Here is a 22238-nt window from a genome sequence, read left to right as displayed (position 1 = left end):
CCCCGGAAAGTCTCGAAACTGAGTCTTACACAATCCTGCCATTTAGCTTAATAACATTTTGGTGATAAGACTATGGGTTGTAGGCTGTAAGTTCCGTAGTATAATAGACTTGGTTGAATAATGTACGAAGGTGGATTTATATGCTTAATTTCAAATGGTCACAGTGGCTGGTCCTATCCTTTTTCGTCCTATCCGCTTGTTATATGATCGTATTATCCATCACACAACCATATCTTGGTATTGATGTGAAGGAAAGGCAAGGAGAATGGGTAGTAACTTCTGTTCATACAGGAAGTTGGGGGGATCGTCATAGTGTTCCGCTCGGAGGAGAAATCAAATCGATCAATAATGCCCCTCCAGAAGAGCATCGTTCCGTTTCTATGTTCAATGAATTAGAGGGAGCTTACTCCTTTTCCATACAGCACAATGGTCAGGAAACGGCCTACACTGATATTGAAAATTCAAGTCCGATTCATTGGTTGTTATATATTGTACTGCCTGCTCTTTTCTTTTTAGTTATCCTTGGTATATCCTATTTGGTTCATAAACGGGTCCCGAAAAGATATTCAGCGGAACAGTTAATTTTGTTCTTCCTAGCAATTGCTACTGGGTACTTAAGTAATAGTGGGGCAGTAAGAGATAATCTCTATGGCTTGTTTTTAAATACTGGCTTGTTTTTGTTTGCACCTGTGATTTTAATTCATTTTTTATATAATTACTTTCAGGAATTGAATATTTATTGGTTCTCTAAAAAAATCGTTTACTTGTTATACATTACTGTTGGGGCTGTTTCGTTACTTGAAGGCTGCTTCCTTATCACTGAATCTTATCCAGCTGTTTTTGAACCAATCCCTGGTTTCTTGCTTTTAGTTTTGTATATTGTATCTTTTTATATCGTATACCGGGGGTTGTTTATTCACAAAGATGCAGCTGTGGGACCTATTTTTAAATATATGGCTGTAGGAATGACGATTGCGTTCTTTCCTTATATTTTTCTTTATCTGATTCCTGCCCTTGCTTTTGGAGTGAAAGTGATTTCACTTGAAGTGGGAGCTATGTTCCTTATTGCTTTACCAATTACTTTCATGTATTTGGTAACAAGGGAAAGATTGATTGATATTGACTTTGTCATGACGCGTGTGCGGTACTATATGATCCTGTCTGTCATCCCCAGTCTGGCTCTTATGTTCACCATTGGATGGCTGGTTGAAGAAGATCTATTCGCCGTCAGTTATATTCAAATGTTTCTGTTGTTCCAATCTTCATTTGTCATATTCTTATCAGTGAAAGAAGTGTTGGATTTCAAACTTCAACGTTATTTGTTTTCCGCTCGCTATGGTTATCAGGAGAGCATGCACCGAATGGCTCAGGACATGAAAGACCAATCCAACGCAGTCGACTTAATGAAGGTCATGCGTGATGAAGTGAAAAATGTACTGAATGTTCGGGATATTTATATTTATTCCAAGCATAACAAACGCAATATGTATTGTGTGTATGACCAAATCCCGAAGGACATCATCGACCATTTTGATGAGCATCTAAACAATTACCATTATGATATCGGATCAGTGATTGAAACGGAGAAAGGGTTTGGGGTCATTGTAGGCTACTCGTTAGAAAAGCTGACCATGATGTGGTGTGAAGGGAAAAAAGACTACACAAATTTAAACCGTGATGAGAAGACCTATTTGCAAACCATCTCCCATAATGCAAACATCGCCATTCAAAATATGAACACGATTGAAGATCTATTAAAAGAACTCCGCAAGTTGAGAAGCGATCAAACACAAAAGTATCCTACCTGGCTTTCAAGGTTGTTGTTCACAATCGCTGAAAATCAAAGAAAACAACTTTCCATTGATTTGCATGACACCGTCTTACAAGAGCAACTGTACCTTTATCGAAAGATGGATGATCTGATTAGACAAAGGAATGATTTAACTCCAAGTCTCCACGCAGAGTTAATGGTTTATAAAGAGTCTCTCCTAGACAGTATTCACTTGATTCGGGAGACGTGTAATGAGCTGCGTCCTGCATTCATTGAGGAGATGGGGCTTGTTCAATCCTTAAAGAATTTAATTCATCAATATCAGCTTCGCTCGAACTTCACGGTTTATTTTACAGATGAACGCTTTGATGCAGAATTGGATCAAGAGCGGATCTTAGCGATCTTCCGAGTTGTTCAGGAACTTTTGACAAATGCCATGAAACACTCTGATGCCAAAATCGTAAAATTATCATTATCCAGCCAGGAGAATCATGTCATGCTTTTATATTCCGATAATGGGAAAGGCATGGACTATTCCGTTCAACGTGATTTGTTTTCGCATATTGGGTTATCAGGAATTGAACAACGGGTCAATGGTTTAAATGGACATCTTGAAATAGAAACCTCACCAGGCGAAGGATTTAAGACGATGATTACGTTTCCGATCGAAATAAAAAGGGAGGTCCAAGTATGATGAATGTGCTAATTGTTGATGATCATCCTGCGGTAGGAGCAGGCACGAAATCGATGCTCGAGCAAGAAGGGGACATGCAAGTGGATGTTACTCATGAAAATGAACAGGTAGAGCCCCTCTTAAGCGAAAAGAATTATGATATCGTTCTATTGGATTTATACATGCCTGGAATAAACGGGATTGAGTTGGCGAAGAAAATACGGAAATCTTATCCTGATCTCAAACTGCTTATTTATACAGGGTTTGATTTGAACACCCATTTTAATATGTTGGTGGAAGCGGACATTAATGGTTTTGTCAGTAAAACCGCGACTAGTGAGCAACTGGTAACCGCGATTCGCTGTGCATGCAGGGATGAAGTCGTCATTCCTTTGCATTTATTTAAACAATTGAGAAGATCAGAGGCGAGTGTCAGCACGCCTTCTGAAACAGAAAAAGGCAATGGCTTTTCATTGAATGAGAAAGAACAGTCCATCTTACAAGAAGTGGCGTCTGGTTTTACAAACAGAGAAATTGCACAAACCCTTCACATGTCGCAGAGAAGTGTGGAGTACACGTTGACCGGTATCTTTAATAAACTGAATGTAAGATCGCGAACCGAGGCGCTCTTCAAAGCGCAAGAACTCGGGCTTGTGTCTAAATCGTGAAAGCGTAGCACAGGGCGACCTCACTGTTCATACGATACAGAGACTAAATAATTCCCCTCATATAAGCTCAGGGACAACAAGGAGGGGTACGCTTGTGAAGGAGGACGGCTATCGGCCAACACAAATTCTTACCAAGCGGGAGCGAGAAGTTTTCGAGCTTCTAGTACAGGATAAGACGACACGTGAGATCGCAAAAGAGCTCTTCATTTCAGAGAAAACTGTGCGGAATCACATCTCGAACGCAATGCAAAAGCTAGGGGTGAAAGGACGTTCCCAGGCAGTGGTAGAACTGCTGCGTATGGGGGAACTGGAATTGTGATCTCCATAGAACGGCAAACCATTGCTTTTGAGATGGAGGGGGTCCTTTCAGGTAAGGTAGCGTTTAACGCAGCCATACCTGAAAGGGTTTTTCTTATAAAGAGAAGTTAGACCTTGAATTTTTCTGCTCAAACCATGAGAATGGAATTTATAAAGTATTTTCGTTAGGAGTGCTGAATGTGACAAAATCACAACAGACGTCCATGATGGCTGATGTAGAAAAAGAGTTGAGATACATAGCCGGAATTATTAAACAAAGAGGACGAGTTATCTTAAATCATTATCCAATTACAGCTCCACAATTCGTTGCTCTCCAGTGGCTTTTAGAAAAGGGAGACATGACGATCGGAGAGCTCTCCAATTATATTCACCTTGCTTGCAGCACGACAACAGACCTTGTAGACCGCATGGAAAAGAATGAGCTTGTAGAGAGAGTACGCGACCCTAAAGATCGTCGTGTTGTTCGTATTCATGTTTTGGAAAAGGGGGAAAAAATCATTCATGAGGTGATTGAGAAACGCCAGAATTACCTCGAAGAAGTTCTGAAGGGCGTGCCGGAAGAGGATGTAGAAACACTCAACCGCTTACTCCACGTTCTCCATGAAAACATGAAAGAGACAGACAAAGAATCAGACAACTAAGATATAAAAGAGGGATGCGAATTGAAACAACCGATAGGAGTCATAGATTCAGGCGTGGGCGGTTTGACGGTGGCAAGAGAATTGATGCGCCAATTACCGAGAGAGACTTTTCTTTATCTAGGCGATACAAAGAGGTGCCCGTATGGTCCTCGCTCAGAGGAGGAAGTTCGTGCATTCACATGGCAGATGGTTAATTTCTTATTAGAGAAAAACATTAAAATGTTAGTAATCGCGTGTAATACAGCCACGGCTTACACGCTTACAGAACTTCAGGAAACTCTGAATATCCCTGTGATCGGTGTCATTGAACCTGGTGCCCGTGCAGCAATTAAGTTCAGTCGTAATAAACGAATTGGTGTCATCGGTACCGAAGGAACAATTGAAAGTAAAGCCTATCCGAATGCACTCGTAGCTATCGATCAAAACATCCGTGTCAATGGTCTTGCTTGCCCGCCTTTTGTACCTATGGTGGAAGACGGGATTCTATCCGGTCCGAGAGCTGAAGGGATCGTTTCCAACACACTACAGCCTCTGAAAGAAATGAATCATATCGACACACTTATCTTAGGATGTACTCACTATCCCTTGATTAAAGATCTCGTGCAAAAAGAGATGGGAAGTCATATCCAAGTCATTAGTTCCGGTGAAGAAACAGCAAGGGAGGCTAGTTTGATCCTTGCTTATCATAAGTTGTTAGAGAAAGACAATGCCTCTCCAGCCCATGAATTTTATACAACGGGAGATATGGAAAAGTTCCGACTAGTTGCAAACAGCTGGTTTGACGAACCTGTACAAATTCTTAAATCTGTTCAAATTGAACATGTTCCGAGCTCTGCTTATTAAAGCAGAGCTTTTTTGTTACAAACCGATAGGAAATCGTGATCAGTAAGTCAGGTGCCATCCAAATGTACTGTTGGGCTGTCGCTGTATTTGAAGTGTGATTAAAAGGTGAAGAATGTTCCGTCGTACTCCTTCTTTTACATAAATATCTCATTTTCATTCATAAAATCTTCTGGTCTAATCCCTCAAGGGGCTCGTATATATGGTAGTACAATCTATCTCAGGAGGGAAAACTATGAAGAATTACGGCTACAAACCCTTCATACTCGCGGTTATATTACTGTTGAGTGCAGGGTTACTTTCAGGCTGCCTTTTTGAAGGAGAGCAATCATTAGAGAAAATGGATACACCAGAAGAGGCGGTTACAACAACGCCAGATCCGAGTAGTGATGAACCTCAACCTGAAGGAGAAGGTGAAAATACAGATGGGGAAGAAGGAGAAGGAACTGAAGAGGAGTCTTCTTCAGCCACAGTCGCTCGTGAGGTATATTTATTGGACGCGAACGGCATGGTTGCCCCACAGACCTTAGAGCTGCCCGCATCAGAAGAGGTGGCTACACAGGCACTGGAGTATATGGTGAAAGACGGGCCTGTAACCAACTTACTGCCAAATGGTTTTGAAGCGGTCCTTCCTGCTGGAACAGAAATTCTCGGAGTGAACGCCAAAGAGGATGGAACGCTTGTGGTAGACGTATCGGAAGACTTCAAAAATTACGCGGCTGAAGATGAAGAGAAAATTTTACAAGCCATGACTTATACTCTGACTCAGTTCGAAAATGTGAAACGAATTAAACTTTGGATCAACGGTCACGAGCAGCAAGTCATGCCTGTCGACGGGACCCCGATCTCTAAAGGGGTCTCCCGTGCTGACGGGATCAACCACAGTGTTGGGAACAACACAGACATTATGAACAGTGAAGCGGTCACGGTTTATTTCCCAGCCCAAAATGGGGAACAGGTTTATCAAGTTCCGGTGACCACTCGTGTAGCTAAAGAAAGTGACGAATATACCGCCATGGTACAGGCGTTATTGGAAGGGCCTGAACTCGGAAGTGCACTGATGAACCCTTTCAATGAAGGAGCAGAATTGGTCAAGTCTAAACTTGAAAATGGTGTCCTTACGGTTTCATTCAATGAAAATATATTGACGAGTGTGGACGAGCAACCCTCTTTATCCGATGCTGCGTTAGCGAGTCTTGTCATGAGCCTTACCGATCAAACGGATATTGAATCAGTGGAAGTTCATGTAGATGGAACCGAACAAGTGTTCAATGAAGCAGGAGAGCCATTGGCTGAGCCTGTGACACGGCAGGATATCAATGGTGCAGAAGCCATGTAGTCACAACGTCTAGTAACCAGGCGCTTCAAAAGTGAAAAGCTTTTGAGGCGCTTTTCCATTTGAGCTTTAACTACCTCACGCATGTAATTTGTGTTAAGATGGGCAAGGATAATGGTGTAGGTAAAAGGAGGTCGTTACTGATGAGGAATGATCATCGGGAAGTCAACGAACTAAGAAAAGTAACAATCGAAACGGATTATGTGAAGCATCCAGAAGGGTCCGTGCTGATTAGTTTTGGAGATACGAAAGTCATTTGTAATGCCAGCGTAGAGGATCGTGTACCTCCTTTTTTACGTGGACAAGGAAAGGGCTGGATTACAGCTGAATATGCGATGCTGCCTAGGGCAACAGAACAAAGGAATATCCGTGAGTCGTCAAAAGGGAAAGTTTCCGGGCGGACGATGGAAATTCAACGTTTAATCGGGCGTTCCCTTCGTGCGGTTGTAGATTTAGATAAAATTGGCGAACGCACGATTTGGGTCGATTGTGATGTCATCCAGGCTGATGGCGGAACACGTACAGCTTCCATTACGGGGGCATTTGTTGCCGTCGTCATTGCACTAGGCAAATTAGTAAATAAAAAAACAATTAAAGAGCTGCCGATTACAGATTTCTTGACTGCTATTTCTGTAGGTGTGCTGCCTGATGGGAATGAAATTCTAGATCTTTGCTACGAAGAAGACAGCAAAGCACAGGTGGATATGAACGTCATCATGACTGGCAAAGGTGAATTTGTTGAGTTGCAGGGAACTGGAGAAGAAGCAACATTCTCTATGCAGCAGCTGAACAAGATGTTGTCTCTTGCTGAGGAAGGCGTTGCAGATCTCATCAAACTCCAGGAAGAAGCCATCGGTGAATGGTCAGACGTCATCCGTACAAAAGCGGAGGCGGCTAAGTAAATGAAGGAAATGATCGTGGCGACCAAAAATCCAGGTAAAGTGGATGAATTTCGAGAAATGTTTTCCAAATACGGTATTTCTGTAAAATCCTTGTTAGATATTGATCGTTCCATAGACATAGAAGAAACAGGTTCAACATTTGAAGAAAATGCGATCATAAAAGCGGAAGCTATGGCCGAACATTTTGAAGTTCCTGTCGTGGCTGACGATTCCGGATTGGAAGTCGATGCATTGAATGGGGAACCGGGTGTTTACTCCGCCCGCTATGCAGGAATAGAAAAAGATGACGCGGAAAATACAAAAAAACTTTTAAAAGAGCTCCATGATGTACCCGAAGAAAAACGGACAGCTCGGTTTGTGTGTGCCGTAGCGGTTGCGAGGCCTGGAGAAGTCACTTTTGTCAGAAGAGGAACGTGTGAAGGTACAATTGCAGTTGAACCACAAGGTACAAATGGTTTCGGTTATGATCCTGTATTTATTCCAGAAGGGTCTTCCCGTACAATGGCAGAGCATTCCTCCGAAGAAAAGAACGCAATCAGTCACCGACATCACGCCATCAAACAAATTGAAGAGTGGTTGAAAACTCAAAGCTAATCGAGGTGAGTCGTATGCCGAAAGTTTTAATTCTAAGTGATACCCACGGTTTAAAAAACGAAGTGATGGAAATCAAAGATCGACACCATGACGTTGATGCCATGATTCATTGTGGAGATTCGGAACTCGCTTATGGTTCTAAAGAGCTGGAAGGTTTTACTTATGCGAAAGGTAATTGTGATTTTGAACCAGAAATGAGAGAAGAACAAACCCTTAAAGTAGGAGATGTAACCTTCTTGGTCACTCACGGACATTTGCATCAAATTAAGTCAACCTTAATGCCCCTCTCGTACCGTGCAGAAGAAGTTGGAGCCCAAGTCGCGTGCTTCGGTCATTCCCATATTGCAGGAGCCGAAAAAGTTGACGACACACTTTTCATCAATCCTGGAAGTGCAAGGCTCCCGAGAGATCGAGAAGAGCCGACGTATGCAATTTTAGAATGGAACGATGTAAGTGACGCCCACTTGCAATTTTATCATGTGAACGGGGAACCAATGCCTGATTTACAAATGACAACAGCAATTGCAGCGAAGAATTAAATTCTTTGCTGCATCCTGTTGACATTTTTCCGTATTCTTAATATAATAGTTCTTGTCCGCTTCACAAGACGGCAACAAAAAATTGTTTTCACAACAAGCTAATTTATAAGACAACTAGAATATAAAGCAGTAAATTCTTAACGATGCGGGTGTAGTTTAATGGTAAAACCTCAGCCTTCCAAGCTGATGACGAGGGTTCGATTCCCTTCACCCGCTCCATTACATATTTCTAACTTAAAACTTAATGAGTATGTCCCAGTAGCTCAGCTGGATAGAGCAACAGCCTTCTAAGCTGTGGGTCGGGAGTTCGAATCTCTCCTGGGACGCTGATAAACGCCTTCTAATGCGTTGGATGATACGGTCGATGAACCGGTCAACCTAACGTATTAGGAGGCTTTTTCTATGACCAAACGAAAGGATTCGTTACATGTCCGTCAAGATTTATCCGATCTAAAGTTCGTCTACCCCGAGGTGGAACGGACAACCACGCAACCCTCACGTAACCACGAGTTAACCATCATACAAGCGTTAAAGTCTGTTCTGCGGCAAATGGAGGCGTCCGGTCTCCGTCAAAGAACGCTAGATGACTACGAACGCCACATTACGCACTTCGCTAAAGTAATCGAGGTATCCAACCTCAGCGAAGTAACCGCCAACCACATTTACGAGTGGCTCTCTTCTATGAACGTAAGCAACCAAACGAAATTAACCAGATTAAAGTGTCTCAAAGCGTTTCTAAGCCGTTGTTTTGACCACGGGTGGATTACGTCCAATTACTGGCGAAATATCCGTATAAAAGTCGATAGCCCTGTCAAAGAGGGCGCAACTGACAGAGAGATAGGTGTACTTCTCTCGCTATTGGATCTCACGAAGTTTGTGCAGCTGAGAGACGCAGTAGCCGTCCTTATTATGTATCAAACGGGAGTGAGAGTCGGAACTCTTGCGCAGCTAAGAGAAAAACACGTCGATTTCGAGTCGCAGACCCTGGAGTTAGACGGTGGGATATTAAAGAATCACCAATCGATTTACCTTCCATTCGACGGTACGTTAAAGAAATTGTTGCCGGTACTGCTCGAGCAAAACAAGTTAATCCGTAAGGAAAGTAAAACGAACAATGATCTCTTATTTATCACGAAGAACGGTCAGAAGGTCGTTACTAGTCCGACAAATAACAATATCACAAAACGACTAGCGCGGTATTCGAAGGATTATGATTTGAACAACATCAGTCCTCACGCACTCCGACGGGGATTTGCGAAGAAGCTGTTGGACAAGGGGGCGAATGTTGCCCTGATCTCGAAGGCACTCGGCCATAGTGACATAGCCGTAACGACACGCTACTTGCATTTAGACAAGCGAGAGGTAGCCGAAAGCCTGCGAAACTATTTATAACCGTATGTAAACAATTTTGTACACAAAAAAAGGCGCAACCGCCGGGAGTATGGACTTGCCACACGTCGACGATATGCACCGTTAGCCTACATAAAGTATATCGAAAAAACGGGAAATTGTCAAATTGGATAAGTGTGTCCATCTAACCAAACGTACGTTCGGTTTTTGCGTCTCACTCGGGGAGGCACATTAGAATGACGATATATTTAGACGACTATAAGACGTTCGATTCGACGCAAGAACTAAACTACCACATTAAGCAACATGAGCTTGCTAACCATGACGTATTAACAGTGAGCAACCGGGAAATACTTCGTTTTATTTCTAGGTACTCCGTAAAGTATTCGGGTGCAGCACACCTAAAAGCGAATACAATTGCGGAAGGTGTACAAAAATCTGTTCGGACGATCCAACGGACTCTAAGCAAACTCGAGGAACTCGGTATCATCGAACGTATTTCTACCATCCGTATAAAATCTGGGGGATCAGGGGCGAATATTATCGTAATTCAGCCGTTTGTGACAGCCCGTTTGTCAGACCGCGAAGTCACCGAGAAAGCACGGGAGGACAAGGGAAAGGTCGGAAAACCGCCAAAAGAAACAATACATAACCGCTCTATATCTAGTAATACATTCGATACTGACTCGAAACCTTTGAATCACCCTGTATCGCTTAAAAACTCAATTCCCAAGAAGCTATATGACGCGCTATCTCCGTTTTTTAACGCAGATGATCTATATAAAACGATTGGAACGCTGTACAGAGCAAAGGCAACTATTGATCGCGACATTAACTCAGAGGATCACGAAGAATATATAAATGCGTTTTATGCCGTGATGAGGCGATATAAGAACGGGAAAGTTCGAGATTTATACGGCTATTTATATTCGGCTTGGCGCAAGGTTAGCAGGCGTATTTTCTTTAAAAGTATGATTGTATTTGATACCTAATCTAATATTGATTATTTTATCTACAACAGTATTTAAAGCTGGAGATTGACTTCATAAAGAATCCTTCTGTTCTCAAAGAAAGTATTATGATAAATTTAAACTATTAATATATTCCAAATTAAAGTGAAGTGAATACTTCCATTAATTTTTCTTTGTGTTTTATTCACAGTCCCTAAGGAGAGGTTCTAATTGAAACTGCAAGTTGAGAAATGGCTAGATGAATACGAACTTCCAAAGAAATCAGAAGAACTTATTCAAGAAGGAATACTATGTTATAAGGTGGGAGCCTATAAAGCCTCACTTCTATTATCCTATCTTTCATTTTTGCATACACTTAAGTCAAGGTTAGAAAAATCCAGTAAGTCTAAACCAGCTGAAGTTAAAGAGAATACGTGGAAAAAATTTATGAAGAAGATAGATAGTGATAAAGAGTGGGATCAAACAGTGTTTAATACGACTCAAGTTAAAGTCGGCGATTCGGATAAGAGTGCGGTATATTTAGTGAACGGGGATTTGCAAAGGGAGGTTGCTTACTGGAGGCAGAAGAGAAACGAATGTGCCCATGCAAAAGATGCTATTATCAGTGCCCCTCATGTTGAATCATTTTGGTTGTTCTTAGAATCCCATCTTTCTAAATTTGTAATAAACGGTGGTAAGAGTGCTATTTTAAATAAATTGAATAGGTTCTTTGATAGTCGATACACACCTCCTCAAACAAACCCTAGTTATATTGTTAATGAGATTCCATATGTAGTAAATGAAAGTGATGTACCGAATTTACTAGGTGATATGTTTGAAATTTTTCGTGAAAAGACAGTTATTGAATTTGAAATTGATCAACCGACAGATAACTTTCCGGTCTTTTGGAAACAAATAGCTTTTTCAGATAAACCAGTTCTGCGAAGCGGGTTCGACAAATTTGTCATATCAGACGAATATATTTTTGAAGTTTTTGCATTTACATTTCCTAGTAATATATATAAATATGCTGATAGTGCTTTAATTAGGCCTTTTTGGAAAAAAGGTTATAGAGGATATAATATGTTAAATACATATTGGGAAGTAGTAGTAAACTTAATTAAATATGTAATACCCGAAGATGAGTTAGGTTCATTTATTGCCAGTTTAGCATTCAGCAATGCTGATATCACTTCTGAACAAGTCACCGAATTGGAGAAAGCAGGCTATTTCAAAGAGTTAAGGAAAAGTTTATTTGAAAGCGAAAAAATGAATAAGCCGTATGGCGGTTTTGATTTTGCTAATAAAAATACAGAAGCTATACTTTTCTATTTGGAAAATCAAAAGTTAGATAAACTAGTGGTTTCAGAAATAAATACTTTAATACAAAGTATGATGTTTGGCAGGTTTAAAAATGCCTTCATTAGGTTTTGGCAAAGTAATGTCGATTTCAGGAAAGAGTTTGAAGACTTTATTAGTGAAATGGAAGTTGATTTAGCTTCTCCATTACTAGAAGAAGAATCAACAGAATAAGATAGTGGTTAAATTGTGTATGTTTTTTAGTAGGTATTGTGAAAAGTATTACTTGTGAGGTAACGAAGCGTGCAAATGTGTAATCGTTTCAGGGTGGATTATTGGCGGTGGGTGAACGGGAAAACCGTTATATAGGAAGGAACTCGGTGATATCAATGTCTAACCGAGTAGGTAAAATAAATGAGAGGGGAACGAGGTTACACATATATGGATATGGCATATGAGACTGCGTTCCCCATGCGTATATGCCGGACACGGCGTTCACCAGGCGTGCACCTCTGAAATATTAAGGGGTAACCCGGTCGAACTCACGTTAAAAAGCCGAGGTTAAGCCTCGGCCTTTCCTTTGCGTTTATTCAGTTCCTTGTAGATCAACGCTTTGCTTATCCCCGTTTCTTTTGTTATCTCCGGTACTGTGAGCGTGCCTTCATCGTATAGTTCGAGCGCCTGGCTGACCTTTTGTGGATCGGCTTTAGGTCGCCCGCCTCTACGTCCTCTCGCACGAGCTGCCTTTAACCCTGCGGTTGTTCTTTCACGTATCATATCACGTTCTAACTCGGCCATAACGCCAATCATGCCAAACATAGCCTTTCCCATCGGTGTTCTGGTATCTAGCTTTTCACGCAGACTTACGAGTTCTACATCATTTTCTTCTAACGTATATGCAATGTCCTGGAGTTGTTTTTGTGATCTAGCGAGTCGATCGAGTTTATAAACGATTAGAGTATCACCAGGACGTAAGGCGTCGAGACACCGACTCAATTCCGTTCTATCCCAATTCCCTCCACTATCCTTTTCGGAGTATGTACGTTCGGCGCCGGCTTCTTTGAGAGCGTCTTCCTGCAATTGCAACGATTGATCCTTCGTGCTAACTCGAGCATAACCTATTTTCATTCGTTAATCCCTCCGTTTTTAACTCTATCTTAATCGTACATAAAACGTATAATGAAGTCAACGATGAATTGTATACGAGTTTATAAACGTGTGTACGGGTTTATAGACGAGGGATTTTATCGTATTTCAACCGTCTATTTATCTTTCGTTATATAGACGGTTATTTTGATAGTGGTAGTGGTTAAGCGCAAAATAGTTAAAATCAGCCCCCGGGGGGATTAGCAATGATAGTGCCCGCCGGGTCTGCGGAAGATTGCGACAAAATTCCAAAAGGTGAGGGGTTAGAATTGTAATGAAATTGTAATAAAGACCGATGAACCCTTGTCATAACAGCGATTTGCTGGGGTGACTCGGAAGAAGTGTCAGGGGGTTGAGTGATAGAGTATAGGTGTGTTGGCACAGGACTATTTATATATCGAGTGGGGCGAGGTAGGTGCGCCGTGCGTCTCTAAGTAATTCAAGGGGTTGATCATAAAATGAATAGAGTAATAACCAAACGAAATACAACCGTATATCGATTTATCAAAACAAGCGTCTAGCTCTTCGGAGTTAGGCGCTTGAGTTGTTTTAGGGGTAACACGGTAAACGAGTCAGCTGAATTTTTCGGGAAATCCGCTGAAAAAAGAATCGCGAACAGTGTATCTGAGGGCAGATAAAATACAAAACAGAAAAGGGGCATTTTTATATGACTAAACAAATGGTTAAAGGCGAAAAAGATTTACCGCACGACAAACAACAATTGATGGATGCGGAGGGGTACGAAGTGTACAACCGTGAGTTAATACGAAAGGTGTTTCCAAGAATCATAGCGGATGTCAGGAAGATTAAGCCGAAGTCTAAGGCGGGTGACATCATACCGTTTTACTTTGCTTTGTTGTCGTACGTTGACGGAAATAGGTATAGAGCTGACGAATCCCTTAACAGACGGTTCGGATATGCGTTCCCGAGCCAGGACCGCATTGCGGAAATGACAGGGATCGACCGTAAAAGGCATAAACAGCTTACGAGAATATTGAAAGCAAACGGGATACTCAGCGAGGTCCGCGATTACTACGAAGGGACTAACCGGTATCTGTGGTATAAGCCTTCGTTTTGTCCGCAAATATCGGAAGACGGCTACATCGTTAATGAAGACGGGGAAAAAGTGGTCCCTGATTATAGCGGAATCATCAAGTGAAAACCCCGTTGTTCCGAAAAGGGAATTTACCGTCGTTCCTATAAAGGAACAATGCAAAATCCCTATTTAGGTACAGTAAAAATAGCAACGGTAAAATAGCAACGTTAAAAATAGCAACAAAACATTAGTGGGCTCGTCCCTCGCACCAGTCACTTACTCGCGTAAGTAACATATTAACGATATCTACGTCTTATACGTTTACAAGTTCATGCTCGAGAAAGAAAACCATCACGATTGATCGTTAGACCGTTAAACCGAGTGTAAACGTTAGAACGTTAATGTGCGTTAGACCGTTAGACCGTTAGGCCGTGTGGTCGAGCAAACCGATACCATGATTCAACGAAAGGAGAAATGCAAGAATGAAAGTAGATCAGTATAGTTTATCGATTACAGACCGATTGAAAATTGAAGACGGGGAAAACCCGCAGGAGGTGATATTTTACGGGCAGCCAGGCGAGGGAGCCGTCGAGTATGCGCGGCAGTTTGTAGGCGACATGGGCAAAACGCCGGAAGCGAGGGAGACGCTCATTAAGCTATTAAACGAAGAATTGCCCGGCATTGAAGACCGCAGGGTCAAACGATGTGACTATTGCCGTTACTTATGGCGTGACGATAGCTTACGTAATAATCGAAAATCATGCTGCGAAGATTGTAGACAGGCGCGGCGGAAGCTACAAAAGCGAAAAGAGCGAGAACGCGAGGAGCTAATCAATCCGAAACCACGTAAGCGAACGAAAAAGGATGACTACGTTTATTGGATCGAGTATCCGTATTGGTCAAACGAGGACTCGATGTTAGCCGAAGCTGAGCGATACGAAAAGCCATACGGAGTGGAAACGCTAGACTACCTGGATACGCAGAATCAGATTTACGGCGAAGGCAACGGGAAACGCAGGACAAGCGAAAACGGCTACGGTTTTTAAACTTGCGACAAATTATCCATAAATGAGAGGGAATAAGATTGATTCTTTTTTTTTAGGGCTATTACTGACATTTTGTATAAGAGGAGGGGGGTCGAAATGGACTCGAAGCTATTCAAGATGCTACGGCAATTGAACCAACTAACGCAGCACCAGGCGGCGGAACGATTGAAGGTGTCGCGGACGCTGTTAGCGATGGTTGAGACGGATAAGTTACCGATAAGTCGGAGCCTGGAACGTAAGGTGAACGAGGAGTTCGGTCTCGAGCAAATCGAGCACGTAAAGAAGACGATGGAACTACTCAACCGGCGGTCATCGCTATGAAGCAGCCGTTAAGGACGCAGAGGGAAACGTTAGAACTTGCGATAGCACAGAAAATCAACGTCTTAGTAGAGAGTTATCGGGTCACATGGGTTGGCGGTGACCCGGAAACCGCCGATGATCGCGAGTTGAAGGAATTAATCGAGCAGGAAATCGTATTCGCAGAGCCTTTTAACGGAGGCTTATTTGTATTCGATGGAAAATAATCATGACGGCGGACTCCCGCCATTTTTAAATTGATCATACCACGGTAAGAAACCAAACGCAAGCCCCCGTTCGCACGGTAAAGGAAATCGGAGGGCAGCAGCAACCGGCACACACATACTTAACGAGGGAGTGATCGAATGAACGAAGAACGCAAGCTGCCGGACTTGATCGAATATCTGAAGGCGTTGGCAGCTTTAAAACAAGCCGGGCATCACACACCGTTAGAAATCACCTCAACGTTACAAGCAATCGAAGAAGAACTACGAAAGTAAACGACTAACCAAACAAAACGAGAGGGAGCGATTGATCGATGGAAAGAGTACTGTATCAGCATATCATTGACCGACTAGACGAGATGGATCGGAAGTTGACGGAAGTGGACGAGCGAACTAAACGTATTGAAACGGAGCAAGCGAAACAAAACGAAAGCCCTGGTGATCGACAGCTACGCAGGATGCTGCCCGGAGGGTTCTCTTAATGGCAAACGATCTCTTCTACTCGAATAAGCGGCAGCTTATCGGAAGCACCGACGAAAGAACACTGATTCGGAATATCAAGCGATCAAATAAAGCGAAGACATGGAAGGACGTAGGGCGATCGTGGGATGCGGGTGTCAAGCAGTCCGACCGCAACGCGACGTATCTGTACTTGATACCTGCAAAAGAAAGACGTAAAGCTGAACGGTTCTTCGGGGTAACGGCTAGAAAGCTCGATTGACAGATATGACAGTCTCAGCGAAAAATACAGGCCTCAGGCGAAATTAGAAAATACGGATGAACAAGTTATCGACTTAACGCAACTAATTCGCACACAGGTCGATATTTTAGGCTCAGGCTGTCATATACGTCATGAAAATCGAGGGGTTGACCCTAAAATCACGCATTTTTCGAAAGGGGCTATTAAAAACGATGAACACGATAAAGAAAGCGAGAAACCTAACGGAGCAACACCGACAGGGCGAGTTAAGTATGGCGGAGTTCTTGCACCGGCTTAACCGAGAGATAACGGTTCGCAAGGACGAGCCCACGGTAACTTACGAACTCTCAGACGGACGTTGGCTCATTCAAACGATGGATGCTCGAGTGATCCCGAAGGTTCTAAACTCGGACGCTTTAATTGATGCTAGAGAGTTCGACGCCAACGGATTCACGAGTAAACTTCGAGCTATCGTTACGGCCCGAGAGCTTACTGAGGTGCTGCGGTGAGTCGGATATACACGGATAGACGGAGCACTATTCAAAGGCTCGAGAGTGACGAAGACCTCGAAAGGTTGGTCGAAGTCTACAAGCCGGACGGACGAATGATAGCAGCATTATACGAGAAATCGGAGAGGCGATAGCATGAGCGACAAACACAAGCTACGAAATGTACGCATAGAAGCGAAACCAGAACGCAAGAAACATGAGCCGGTGGAGCCGTGGGAGAAATCCTCGGACGTCACCGTTTACAACCTCCACGAGCAAACGCCGGAAGCTATCGAAGCTAACGGGCTAACGCATCTGTACCGGAGGGTGACTCGAGAATGACGACTAGAAGATTCAAAGCGGTAGTAGACAGGCAGGCGGAAAGTACAGGCGTAGGCATCGTTGAATACGTTGAAGGCGGCGAAACAATCGCGATTCACTCGCTGTACTACGATAAACGGCTGAGCAATAGAGACACGTACCTCAGCGCATTAAAGCGAGTCGAGCAGCTAACTAAGACGGACGATACGGCGATTCTTCGAACGGCAGTCATGCAGAACAAGCCGCAGTGGCGGAAGGATCACCCAAACATTTACGGCAAAGTCGAGCGTTTTAAACCGCAGGCCTTCGGGGAGCCGTTGGACCTGGCAAGAGACGCTATATTAAGAGGTTCGACTATTCACGAACAACTAAACGAAATGGAGCGATGAAACATGAGAAGAAAGAACGGAGTAAAACAAAACCGGATGCCGGGTAGACAAAAGCAGGAAGCGAAGGTTAGCGACACTATGCCGAAATGGATCGCAAACCTTGCCGCAGACATCGAGCTGCATAACCTAGTACCCGATTCCAAACGGTGGGAGAAGCCGAGAAAGAGCGAGATAAGGTACTCGAAGCGATCGCGAGCATCGACTGAGACGGACAAACGGTTCAAGAAACGTAGAAATCACCGGAAGAGGGCAGGTGGTAAACGATGAATATATTCAGCAGAGACCGAGGACACGTTGAGGATAGCGCCGGTGATTCGAGAGACGGCGTTGTCCACGTTCAGATCCTCGTTAATCGAGTCAACCGTAATGAACGAGAGTTAACCGTTAAGGTGCTCGAAAGGGGCCGTGAGGAATTTGTATTCGAAACAAGCTTTCTAACGAGTCAGTCGGAAATGTACACGTATCACTTAGCGAGAGACATCGTTAAGCAATACGTAGAAGCCGAGGATTTAATAATTGAATCGGAATACACCGATGCCAAGCTGCCAACGGTGAAGACGGTAGACAAACGAATGAGGTAAACGGCTAAAACTAAAAAACAATTACTACTAAAGGAGAGGTTTTTATATGGATATCAAGCAACAATACGAAAATCAGGTGAGTCAGGAAGTCAAAGCGTTTAGAAACGAAGTACAGAAGATGGAAACGAGTGCGAATCCGTACTATCATGATCAAGACGTGTTGAATTACGAAATTGGAGAGAAACGCAAGGAACTCGAAAAGAAGGTTGCCGAGATTAACGATAAGTTTAAGGACGAAATTGACGCTGCAATCGAGAACCAGGAACGGGAGGCAGCACGAAGTACCTTTCGGGTTAGCTCGACAGACCGTGACCTCGCAGATCAGTTCGTTACGGACTTAAAGGCGGAGCTAACGTTTGCTTACAACGAAGCTGACAAACGAAAAGCCTTCCGCAAGTTCGAAAGCAAAATGGATCACTTCGACAACGAGGGCGGCTTGTACGCAGTTAAGCAGAAGTTACCGGAAGTAGCGCAAGCGATCGGAGACGACGACTTCTCTATGAAAGAACTACGAAAGATTAACGGAACATTCAGCGCCCTTCAAACGCTGGAATCGGAGCACCTGGACGATTTGAAGCAGGCGAAGCTGTCCGGGGTAGACTCTACCTTTCGTCGCCTACGTTTAACTCACACAGCTTACAGTGATTATCAGAAAAGTTACAAAAGATAAATCTAACAACAATAGGAGTGGGTGATTATCCCACTCTTATGTGTACATATATATCGGGTCTAAAGATAACTCTTCATATTTAATGAAGGTTACATTTTTTTCTTTTAATTTTTTCCAATCACCACTTATATGATGCTTAGGTAATACCTCATATACAAAAAGCCAATACTGATTAAATTCATCTGGGTAGTTATCGATTTTTCTGGCATGTCTCTTGAATTTGTTAAACTCAGAATTTATGTTATATTTTTTTGCATATAAACTCGCTAGTAACATAGCTATGCAATGGTTACTGTCTCTTATTGATTGGAAGTGGATGTGGTCAATTTCAAAATCGTAATGTAAAGAATAATACAATGCATACGAAACAGCTTCATAATTATTAAATCTAAAACCTTCTTTATAAATTAAATTGGAAAATTCCTTTATTCTGCGGTTTGTTACTTCAAATTTTTCAAATACGTATTCTTGTAATAGCGTTAATATATACGGGTATATAATAGCTAAGTGAAATAAAGTCTTTATGAAATAATCACGCGCATTGGGAGTTAATTCTTTAACTGATAAAAGTTTGATAGCGTAGTTAATAATTGCTGAATTCATATTATTATTAGACATTAGTTGTATTGTTAGATCCATAAAAGCATTAATTTCTTTGTAATTTATTGATTTATCATTATGGAATATCAAATATGTATTTAGTTTTCTAACCCAATGTTCAGTAGAGGCGAGAGGTAGAGGGCTGATCTGAGTTTTTTGGTGGTTTAACATTAATTTATAATTTCTAAGGTTAACTGATAAGTCATTTAAAAACTCTTGCCCTTCCTCATAACTTGAAACATACGCTGTATAGTCATCTATATTTCTAACGTATTTCCAATCTTTTTTACTTAACTCAAAGTCAATAGATGTTAAAATTATCTCAGATAACAAATTTGAGGTAGTTGGTCCTATTAGTAAGCCATGTGTTTCTCCATTTGTGGTGTTTCTTGTATGGAAGTCAAGCTTGTTATACCATTTACTATCATCGCTTTTATTATCTTTTGCAGTTTCTTTACCGACTAATGCCCAAGATAAAGAATGCGTATATATACTGTGGAAGCATGTAGCAATGTCAGCTTTTACTAAGTATCTGTTTCCTATTAATAGTTCAGGTTCTGGAGGCTTATCAATCTTGTGGTTCTTGTAATTCATTTCAAAAATATTCCGATTGTCCTTTAACTTTCTAATATGGATGCGACTTTTTTTATAGTCTTGATTCGATGTGGTATTTCTAAAGTGATTTAATATGTTATTCCAATTTTCCTTTATATTAAAACATAACTTCTGATAAAGAATAGGGTTCGGTATACCTAATGGGCGAGGTATATTAATGTTTCTCATGTTTTCATAATAAATAAAGGGCCGGGCTTCTTGTGTCATATTAAAAGAAGGGGTGTGTTGCTGGCAGTAATCATAAAATGGTTTTGAAGATAAGAACGGCGGCAACTTATCATTAAACAAGCCGTGTGCTAAAAGTCCTTCATAAACTTGATCTGCCGTTAATTCACTCATGTAATTGTAATATGTTTTGGGCATAGTGACTAACTCCTTAATTATATGTCTCACTTATACTAATTCTATAATTGTCGAAATTATCCTTTTATGTAAATGAAATCGAAAATCTAAATAAAATGGGTTCAGCTGATTCTCCAAAATTCACTTCATAATAGGGAGGGGGAAATTCAGTATGGGGTTCTTCGATTCATTCATTAAGGTGGTCAAAGAAGCGAGTCAACCGAAACTAGACGTTAAGAAGCAATCATCCTCGAAACCACCGAAAAAGCCATCTATAAAAACTAGTGCCGAGGTAACAAGGGAGATCTTCAACGATAAGCACTTCGAAATTGACCCGATTCTCATGAAAAAACTTTCTGACGGATTATTACCGGGTGAAGTCTTGTTAATCGATTGGATTTCCGGGAAAAACGAAAACGCTACGTTCCCTGGATATTACGAAGGGACATACGGTATTAATCCGAAGAAGTCGTTGAAAAAGCTGGTTAAGGACGGCTACCTTACGGAAGCTTCACCGGTTGAGTCGCTAGGATCGCTTAAAGTTCCAGAGTTAAAAGAGGCGTTGAAAGCCAAGCGACTGAAAGTTAGCGGTAAAAAGGTCGATCTGATTGCGCGAATAGCGGAAAACTTTTCGGACTCTGACATCAAATCGTTGGTTGGCGATAACTTAACGATGAAAATAACGGAAAAGGGCCGTAAGACGCTCGAAGAATACTACTATATCGTTCCGGCTCACCACAATGATTCGAAAGATGGCGTTTATAACGTACCGAACGCTATCCGTCACGTTAAGAAGCTCGATTATAATCCTGGTAACGGGGATATTTCGTGGGCTTTGTTTCAGCAAGCGTACATGGATTACGCAGAAAAACGGAAATACGGCTTAATGCGAAACGTTATTCTGAACAAAGCGATGCAATTGGAACGGGAGAAGAAGAACGAAACCGCGTTATTTCATTATATAAGGGTATTCATTTTCGATACTAGCGGCTTACAAAACAGTAGGTACTTAGAGCATCCGAAATATGCGATGATCCCTCAACCTATGGGGCGTTTCGTGAAGCAGTTATCGGAGAAACTTGAAATGGACGAATCTGGCCTTCGTGAACATTTCGATTATACGTGGAGTCGAGTTAGACAAGAGTTAGAGTTTCACTATCTAACCGAAGACGAATGTTACAGTTGCCTCATGCTCTCGATAGCTGACGATAAAGAAGAGGTAAAGGATTTACTGATGAGCGCATACAAACGTTTAACGAATGATCTGAGCGAAGCAGAGTTCCGAAACAAATACGGGTTAAGTTTTCCTATCGACCTAGACGACGAAAAATACGGACGATGATACACGGGGCTATTTAGCCTCGATTTTTTTTCGAAGAAAAGAGGAATTAACGGAAGGTTGTCGAATTTTATTATGCAATGTTAAAAGTAAATTCAAGGATGAATTTGTAACATATGTGATGTAAACTTGTTTTGTATAATGTATAGCAATTTGGAATTGATGGGAGAGAACACATAAATGAATAGCGAACAAAAGATAAAAATGTTAGAGGAAGAAGTAAAAGGTCTAAAGGAAACCTTAAATCATATGCAGTTTAGGCAAAGGTTACTCTTCGATCAGACCCCTGTAAATAGACTGTTGTTTGAATATGAAATAACTCAAACGCAGTATAACAAAATTATGGATTTAATGGATTTTTACAGAAGTAAAATAGGTAGGAATGAGAAAGTACATCATAGCTCTTTTGAACAATCAATTTATCAAATAGTACCGAAATTGAACGGAAACTACCATTTTGTTGAGTTTTTAACAAATGCTTTCAAAGAGGAAAGTAGATGGGAAGAGGTATTTGATAAACTTTATGGTGATATGCCGAAGTATAGGAACAACTTTTAAAAGGG

At 41.9% G+C, this 22238-nt stretch carries 25 protein-coding genes and 2 tRNA genes; 25 read left to right on the top strand and 2 right to left on the bottom strand.

Annotation, left to right across the window (positions count from 1 at the left end):
* Positions 1–140 precede the first annotated feature (140 nt).
* The 14 genes from J0K78_RS06425 (at position 141) to J0K78_RS06360 (ending at position 12115) form a co-directional block, all read left to right on the top strand.
* Positions 141–2465, top strand: a complete 2325-nt coding sequence (locus J0K78_RS06425) for a sensor histidine kinase (protein ID WP_206945867.1) — start codon at positions 141–143, stop codon at positions 2463–2465.
* Positions 2462–3112, top strand: a complete 651-nt coding sequence (locus J0K78_RS06420) for a response regulator transcription factor (protein ID WP_206945866.1) — start codon at positions 2462–2464, stop codon at positions 3110–3112. The genes J0K78_RS06425 and J0K78_RS06420 overlap by 4 nt, the downstream gene beginning before the upstream one ends.
* A gap of 94 nt (positions 3113–3206) precedes the next feature.
* Positions 3207–3431, top strand: coding sequence for a helix-turn-helix domain-containing protein (locus tag J0K78_RS06415; protein WP_008635211.1), 225 nt, complete (start codon positions 3207–3209; stop codon positions 3429–3431).
* Positions 3432–3633: 202 nt separating this feature from the next.
* Positions 3634–4071 carry a MarR family winged helix-turn-helix transcriptional regulator gene (locus J0K78_RS06410; RefSeq protein ID WP_206945926.1) on the top strand — a complete coding sequence of 146 codons (438 nt, stop codon included), beginning with the start codon at positions 3634–3636 and terminating at the stop codon, positions 4069–4071.
* Between the two features lie 21 nt (positions 4072–4092).
* Entirely contained in the window at positions 4093–4914 is an 822-nt protein-coding gene (gene racE / locus J0K78_RS06405) for a glutamate racemase (RefSeq protein ID WP_206945865.1), read from the top strand.
* Positions 4915–5146: 232 nt separating this feature from the next.
* Positions 5147–6250: a GerMN domain-containing protein gene (locus tag J0K78_RS06400; RefSeq protein ID WP_206945864.1), complete on the top strand. Its 1104-nt coding sequence runs from the start codon at positions 5147–5149 to the stop codon at positions 6248–6250.
* Positions 6251–6390: 140 nt separating this feature from the next.
* A complete protein-coding gene (rph, locus tag J0K78_RS06395; protein ID WP_206945863.1) occupies positions 6391–7149 on the top strand; it encodes a ribonuclease PH in 759 nt (252 codons plus the stop codon).
* The gene (locus J0K78_RS06390) at positions 7150–7743 is read left to right on the top strand and encodes an XTP/dITP diphosphatase (protein WP_206945862.1); all 594 of its coding nucleotides are present in this window, start codon (positions 7150–7152) and stop codon (positions 7741–7743) included.
* Positions 7744–7757: 14 nt separating this feature from the next.
* Entirely contained in the window at positions 7758–8282 is a 525-nt protein-coding gene (locus tag J0K78_RS06385) for a YfcE family phosphodiesterase (RefSeq protein ID WP_206945861.1), read from the top strand.
* Between the two features lie 145 nt (positions 8283–8427).
* Positions 8428–8501, top strand: a tRNA-Gly gene (locus J0K78_RS06380).
* Positions 8502–8534: 33 nt separating this feature from the next.
* A tRNA-Arg gene (locus J0K78_RS06375) sits at positions 8535–8608 on the top strand.
* Positions 8609–8684: 76 nt separating this feature from the next.
* On the top strand, positions 8685–9674 hold the full coding sequence (locus tag J0K78_RS06370; RefSeq protein ID WP_206945860.1) for a tyrosine-type recombinase/integrase: 990 nt from the start codon (positions 8685–8687) through the stop codon (positions 9672–9674).
* A gap of 194 nt (positions 9675–9868) precedes the next feature.
* Entirely contained in the window at positions 9869–10624 is a 756-nt protein-coding gene (locus J0K78_RS06365) for a helix-turn-helix domain-containing protein (RefSeq protein WP_206945859.1), read from the top strand.
* Between the two features lie 189 nt (positions 10625–10813).
* A complete protein-coding gene (locus J0K78_RS06360; RefSeq protein ID WP_206945858.1) occupies positions 10814–12115 on the top strand; it encodes a hypothetical protein in 1302 nt (433 codons plus the stop codon).
* Between the two features lie 327 nt (positions 12116–12442).
* Here the strand turns inward: J0K78_RS06360 and J0K78_RS06355 are convergent, their stop codons facing one another.
* Positions 12443–13009, bottom strand: a complete 567-nt coding sequence (locus J0K78_RS06355; RefSeq protein ID WP_206945857.1) for a recombinase family protein — start codon at positions 13007–13009, stop codon at positions 12443–12445.
* A gap of 685 nt (positions 13010–13694) precedes the next feature.
* Between J0K78_RS06355 and J0K78_RS06350 the strand changes: the two genes are divergently transcribed.
* The 9 genes from J0K78_RS06350 (at position 13695) to J0K78_RS06315 (ending at position 18779) form a co-directional block, all read left to right on the top strand.
* Positions 13695–14186: a hypothetical protein gene (locus tag J0K78_RS06350; RefSeq protein ID WP_206945856.1), complete on the top strand. Its 492-nt coding sequence runs from the start codon at positions 13695–13697 to the stop codon at positions 14184–14186.
* Between the two features lie 359 nt (positions 14187–14545).
* Complete coding sequence (locus tag J0K78_RS06345; RefSeq protein ID WP_206945855.1) at positions 14546–15109, top strand: hypothetical protein; 564 nt, start codon at positions 14546–14548, stop codon at positions 15107–15109.
* Between the two features lie 317 nt (positions 15110–15426).
* The gene (locus J0K78_RS06340) at positions 15427–15633 is read left to right on the top strand and encodes a hypothetical protein (protein ID WP_206945854.1); all 207 of its coding nucleotides are present in this window, start codon (positions 15427–15429) and stop codon (positions 15631–15633) included.
* 138 nt (positions 15634–15771) lie between these two features.
* The gene (locus J0K78_RS20145; RefSeq protein ID WP_255534771.1) at positions 15772–15906 is read left to right on the top strand and encodes a hypothetical protein; all 135 of its coding nucleotides are present in this window, start codon (positions 15772–15774) and stop codon (positions 15904–15906) included.
* 38 nt (positions 15907–15944) lie between these two features.
* Entirely contained in the window at positions 15945–16112 is a 168-nt protein-coding gene (locus J0K78_RS06335) for a hypothetical protein (RefSeq protein ID WP_206945853.1), read from the top strand.
* A complete protein-coding gene (locus tag J0K78_RS06330) occupies positions 16112–16351 on the top strand; it encodes a hypothetical protein (RefSeq protein WP_206945852.1) in 240 nt (79 codons plus the stop codon). The genes J0K78_RS06335 and J0K78_RS06330 overlap by 1 nt, the downstream gene beginning before the upstream one ends.
* Positions 16352–17156: 805 nt before the next feature.
* Positions 17157–17528 carry a hypothetical protein gene (locus J0K78_RS06325; protein WP_206945851.1) on the top strand — a complete coding sequence of 124 codons (372 nt, stop codon included), beginning with the start codon at positions 17157–17159 and terminating at the stop codon, positions 17526–17528.
* 263 nt (positions 17529–17791) lie between these two features.
* Positions 17792–18109, top strand: coding sequence for a hypothetical protein (locus J0K78_RS06320; protein ID WP_206945850.1), 318 nt, complete (start codon positions 17792–17794; stop codon positions 18107–18109).
* A 46-nt stretch (positions 18110–18155) separates the two neighbouring features.
* Complete coding sequence (locus tag J0K78_RS06315) at positions 18156–18779, top strand: hypothetical protein (protein WP_206945849.1); 624 nt, start codon at positions 18156–18158, stop codon at positions 18777–18779.
* A gap of 36 nt (positions 18780–18815) precedes the next feature.
* On the opposite strand, the gene J0K78_RS06310 is transcribed toward J0K78_RS06315, so the two are convergent.
* Complete coding sequence (locus tag J0K78_RS06310) at positions 18816–20357, bottom strand: RNA-directed DNA polymerase (protein ID WP_206945848.1); 1542 nt, start codon at positions 20355–20357, stop codon at positions 18816–18818.
* A 151-nt stretch (positions 20358–20508) separates the two neighbouring features.
* Here J0K78_RS06310 and J0K78_RS06305 point away from each other — a divergent pair, with 151 nt between their 5' ends.
* Together J0K78_RS06305 and J0K78_RS06300 are read left to right on the top strand one after the other, a co-directional pair.
* Positions 20509–21678, top strand: coding sequence for an SAP domain-containing protein (locus J0K78_RS06305; protein WP_206945847.1), 1170 nt, complete (start codon positions 20509–20511; stop codon positions 21676–21678).
* 177 nt (positions 21679–21855) lie between these two features.
* Positions 21856–22233, top strand: a complete 378-nt coding sequence (locus J0K78_RS06300) for a DUF1878 domain-containing protein (protein WP_206945846.1) — start codon at positions 21856–21858, stop codon at positions 22231–22233.
* The last annotated feature ends 5 nt before the right edge of the window (positions 22234–22238 follow it).

The sequence above is a fragment of the Halobacillus sp. GSS1 genome, from assembly GCF_017307035.1.
Taxonomy (GTDB): Bacteria; Bacillota; Bacilli; order Bacillales; family Halobacillaceae; genus Halobacillus; species Halobacillus litoralis.
The sequence above is the reverse complement of the archived record's forward strand: the minus strand, read 5'-3'. Positions and strand labels throughout refer to the sequence as shown.

Excerpts from the sequence above, each read along its gene's own strand:
- J0K78_RS06340 (WP_206945854.1), top strand. The coding sequence starts at position 15,427 with ATGAAGCAGCCGTTAAGGACGCAGAGGGAAACGTTAGAACTTGCGATA.
- rph (WP_206945863.1), top strand. The coding sequence starts at position 6,391 with ATGAGGAATGATCATCGGGAAGTCAACGAACTAAGAAAAGTAACAATC.
- J0K78_RS06420 (WP_206945866.1), top strand. The coding sequence starts at position 2,462 with ATGATGAATGTGCTAATTGTTGATGATCATCCTGCGGTAGGAGCAGGC.
- J0K78_RS06345 (WP_206945855.1), top strand. The coding sequence starts at position 14,546 with ATGAAAGTAGATCAGTATAGTTTATCGATTACAGACCGATTGAAAATT.
- J0K78_RS06355 (WP_206945857.1), bottom strand. The coding sequence starts at position 13,009 with ATGAAAATAGGTTATGCTCGAGTTAGCACGAAGGATCAATCGTTGCAA.
- J0K78_RS06365 (WP_206945859.1), top strand. The coding sequence starts at position 9,869 with ATGACGATATATTTAGACGACTATAAGACGTTCGATTCGACGCAAGAA.
- J0K78_RS06410 (WP_206945926.1), top strand. The coding sequence starts at position 3,634 with ATGATGGCTGATGTAGAAAAAGAGTTGAGATACATAGCCGGAATTATT.
- J0K78_RS20145 (WP_255534771.1), top strand. The coding sequence starts at position 15,772 with ATGAACGAAGAACGCAAGCTGCCGGACTTGATCGAATATCTGAAGGCG.
- J0K78_RS06325 (WP_206945851.1), top strand. The coding sequence starts at position 17,157 with ATGACGACTAGAAGATTCAAAGCGGTAGTAGACAGGCAGGCGGAAAGT.
- J0K78_RS06330 (WP_206945852.1), top strand. The coding sequence starts at position 16,112 with ATGGCAAACGATCTCTTCTACTCGAATAAGCGGCAGCTTATCGGAAGC.
- J0K78_RS06370 (WP_206945860.1), top strand. The coding sequence starts at position 8,685 with ATGACCAAACGAAAGGATTCGTTACATGTCCGTCAAGATTTATCCGAT.
- J0K78_RS06315 (WP_206945849.1), top strand. The coding sequence starts at position 18,156 with ATGGATATCAAGCAACAATACGAAAATCAGGTGAGTCAGGAAGTCAAA.
- J0K78_RS06320 (WP_206945850.1), top strand. The coding sequence starts at position 17,792 with ATGAATATATTCAGCAGAGACCGAGGACACGTTGAGGATAGCGCCGGT.
- J0K78_RS06425 (WP_206945867.1), top strand. The coding sequence starts at position 141 with ATGCTTAATTTCAAATGGTCACAGTGGCTGGTCCTATCCTTTTTCGTC.
- J0K78_RS06400 (WP_206945864.1), top strand. The coding sequence starts at position 5,147 with ATGAAGAATTACGGCTACAAACCCTTCATACTCGCGGTTATATTACTG.
- J0K78_RS06390 (WP_206945862.1), top strand. The coding sequence starts at position 7,150 with ATGAAGGAAATGATCGTGGCGACCAAAAATCCAGGTAAAGTGGATGAA.
- J0K78_RS06310 (WP_206945848.1), bottom strand. The coding sequence starts at position 20,357 with ATGCCCAAAACATATTACAATTACATGAGTGAATTAACGGCAGATCAA.
- J0K78_RS06335 (WP_206945853.1), top strand. The coding sequence starts at position 15,945 with ATGGAAAGAGTACTGTATCAGCATATCATTGACCGACTAGACGAGATG.
- J0K78_RS06350 (WP_206945856.1), top strand. The coding sequence starts at position 13,695 with ATGACTAAACAAATGGTTAAAGGCGAAAAAGATTTACCGCACGACAAA.
- J0K78_RS06385 (WP_206945861.1), top strand. The coding sequence starts at position 7,758 with ATGCCGAAAGTTTTAATTCTAAGTGATACCCACGGTTTAAAAAACGAA.
- J0K78_RS06305 (WP_206945847.1), top strand. The coding sequence starts at position 20,509 with ATGGGGTTCTTCGATTCATTCATTAAGGTGGTCAAAGAAGCGAGTCAA.
- J0K78_RS06300 (WP_206945846.1), top strand. The coding sequence starts at position 21,856 with ATGAATAGCGAACAAAAGATAAAAATGTTAGAGGAAGAAGTAAAAGGT.